The organism is Corallococcus sp. CA047B (genome assembly GCF_003612065.1).
GTDB classification, from domain to species: Bacteria; Myxococcota; Myxococcia; order Myxococcales; family Myxococcaceae; genus Corallococcus; species Corallococcus praedator.
Genome location: NZ_RAWD01000558.1, coordinates 1 through 2,976, shown reverse-complemented (window position 1 = coordinate 2,976; position 2,976 = coordinate 1). Strand labels below are relative to the sequence as shown.

The window sequence follows — 2,976 nt, the reverse complement described above, 5'->3', positions numbered from 1 at the left end:
CCGCCGGCCAGTGCCGGCGGGGTGGATGCGCTCGCGCAGGTGCGCGGCGGAAGTGGCGAGGGCCTGCAGGTCGGCGTCCTTCTGCACGGCGTCGGACTGGCGGGCCACGTCGACGAGCCCGTCCGCCAGGTCCTGGCGTCCCCGCGCGCGCAGACCTTCGGCGACGGCGGCGACGGTGGAATGGGAGGGCAGGCCCGCGAGCGGCGCCAGTTGCTGCGTGAGGCCCCGGGAGATGAGCCCCGCGGCGAAGGCGTGGTGGCGGCCCTCGCGATAGAGCCGGCTCATGGCGAACAGGGCATCCGTGGCGCCCACGCGCATGGCCTCCGGGGGCGGCAGCGGCCGGCCGAAGCGCTTCAGGGCGCCCGCCCACAGCACGACGCCGAAGAGCAGTTGCGCCACCGCGAAGTGCAGGCCGTAGCGGCGCGCGAAGTCCACGAGCGAGCGCTCGTTGGTGAAGCCGTGGTGGAACTCGTCGAAGGCGTAGGGGCCGGGGCCCAGGGCGCCCAGCGCGCTCAGCCAGAACTGGGCGTTGTCCGCCCGCGCGAGCGCCAGGTTCATCGCGAGCTCCGGGGCGCCCACCACCAGCACGCGGCCCTCGCCCAGGGGAATCACCGCCGCCACCGGCAGGCCCATCCGTTCGTCCTCCAGGACGGGGACGGCGTTCTCCGGCAGCCGCAGGTAGGCCTGCACCTTCGTCTCCACGCGCTCCACGCCCAGCGTGTACGGCGTGGGCAGCGGCGCCACCAACGTGCGCATGGGCAGCGACGTGTCCGCCTTGTCCAGCTTCACGCCCAGCGCGTCCAGCAGCGGGTTCTCGCGGGAGCCCCAGGGCACGTACACGAGCGAGTGGCCCGCGCGCACGTGCTTCAGCACCCGCTCGAGTTCGGCGTCGTCGAGCTGCTGGGCCCGGAGCGCGTTGAAGCCCAGGTGCGGTGCTTCCTCGTCGCTCACACCCGCGTCCAGGGCCGAGGCGAGCCGCGTCTGATCCGGATCCTCCTCGTGCGAGCCCTCCACGTCGACGGCGAAGAGCACCAGCGTTTCCTGCCCGGACACGAGGCGCAGGTCCGCCATGTTCCGCGTCACCGGCAGGCCGCTCTCCTGCGCGAGCAGGAACAGGGCCCGTGCGCCATCCGGATCCGCGCGGAAGGTGGACAGCGGATCCGCGAACCCGCCGCGCTGGGCGCCACGCACCAGGAACGCGCCCAGCACGCCGGCCAGCAGCAGGCTTCCCAGCACGAGCAGCGGAAAGCGGTCACGCACCGGCGGCCTCCTGCGCGGGCGGCGCGGCGAGCAGCGGGGCGGTGATGGCGCGGAACTCCGTGTAGCCGTCCTTGCCCACGGGCACGTTGCCGTACCAGGCGAAGTCGAAGCGGCGCGTCAGCTCTCGGAAGGGGGCCTTCACCTCCGGCCGGCCCCGGAACGCGCGCAGGTAGTCCCAGTTGCTCAGCGTCTCGTCGTACAGGATGGCGCCGTCGCGGTGCAGGCGTGACAGCAGCGCCAGGTACAGGTTGCGCACCGCCTCGCGGTATTCACCCCGGGCCGCCAGCGCATCGGCCAGGTGCGCCCAGCCCTCGGGCGGACGCGACAGCGCATGATCCGGATTGCCCGCGAGCGCCGCGGCATCCACCGTGCTCACTTCCAGCGCCGGGCCTGTCTCCCCGCGCCGCCGCTTCAGGACGTTCACCACAATCACGGCCAGCACCGCCAGCGTCAGCGCCACCAGGGCCACGACCACGACGTTCGCCGCCGCGCCGCCACTCAGCGGCAGGGCCGTCTCCCTCGGCTGGGGCAGCGGATCCTTGCGGCGGAAGAGGTCCTCCAGCCACTGGCCCAGCCAGTCGATGAACCTGCGCCACCAGCCCGGTTCCTCGGGGACTTCTTCTTCCTTGGGCTCCTTCGGAGCCTTCTCCGGACGGTCCTGGAACTCCGGCCGCGCGAGGATGGAGCGCGCCCGGTCCGTCGCCGCTCGCGCATCCACGCGCGCCTGGGCCTCCGCGGTGGCCGTCACCTGCGCGAGCCCCGACTCCAGCGTCACCGCCGCCGACTCGCAGTCATCGTCGTCGTAGGCCTGCTGCTCCAGGTGGCGCACGAAGCGCTCCAGCTTCGCGCCCTCCGCCGTGCCCAGCGCGTCGAAGTCCTTCAGCGCGGTGCCCTCCACCAGCTCGGGCATCTCACAGGCTTCCGCCACCTTCTCCAGCCGCGCGCGCACGGCCTTGCGCTCGGACGTCTCCGGCTTCTTCGCCGGCGCGGCCTCGGCCGGGGTGGGGCTTCCGAGGAGCAGGCCCACGACCAGGAGCAGCGCGGCGGCGATTCCCTTCGCGTCTCCGGAGCCCACCGCGCCGCGCTTCGCGTTCCGCTCTGGAAGCTGCTGCACGGCGGCCAGCAGATCCAACCCCTCCTGCCGCACGCGCCCGTCAACGAGCAGCAGCGTCGCGGTCGCCGCGCGCAACGGCTCGAAGAGCGCGAACGTCGTCGCCGCGAGGAACATCAGCCACGGCGGGTTGTCCAGCGAGGCGAACCGCTCCGTGAACGTCAGGTCGATGCCCACCAGGTGCCGCGCCAGGTACAGCAGGAAGTTGATCCCCACGTGCAGGTTGAAGAACACCAGCACCTGCACGACCATCAGCCACCGCACCCCCGTGGCCGTGCCCCGGGAGGGCCCCAAGAGCCGCGAGCACAGGCCGTACAGCTTCAGCGGGCTGCCCCGGCCCTGCATCGTGGCCGCGTAGCCCACGCCCTGCGCGGAGAGGACGAACAGCGAGATGCCCAGCGACAGCGTCATGGTGATCAGGTTGAAGAACGCCAGATACGCCACCGCGATGCACAGGCTGGGCAGCCGCCCCAGCGCCGCCCGCATGGACGGACGCACGGACGGCTCCGCCTGTGTGCCCAGCAGCACCTCCTGCACGTAGTGGCACGCCGCCCCCTGGCCCACGCCCCTCAAGAGCCACGCGAGCGTCAGGTACAGGGCGGGCA

The 2,976-nt window shown here is 72.7% G+C and carries 2 protein-coding genes; both read right to left on the bottom strand.

The window, feature by feature from the left end:
* On the bottom strand, positions 1-1,260 hold a 1,260-nt coding region (locus D7X74_RS40895; RefSeq protein WP_120538331.1), incomplete at its 3' end, for a DUF4350 domain-containing protein.
* On the bottom strand, positions 1,253-2,976 hold a 1,724-nt coding region (locus tag D7X74_RS40890), incomplete at its 5' end, for a DUF4129 domain-containing protein (protein ID WP_147446881.1). The genes D7X74_RS40895 and D7X74_RS40890, both read right to left, overlap by 8 nt.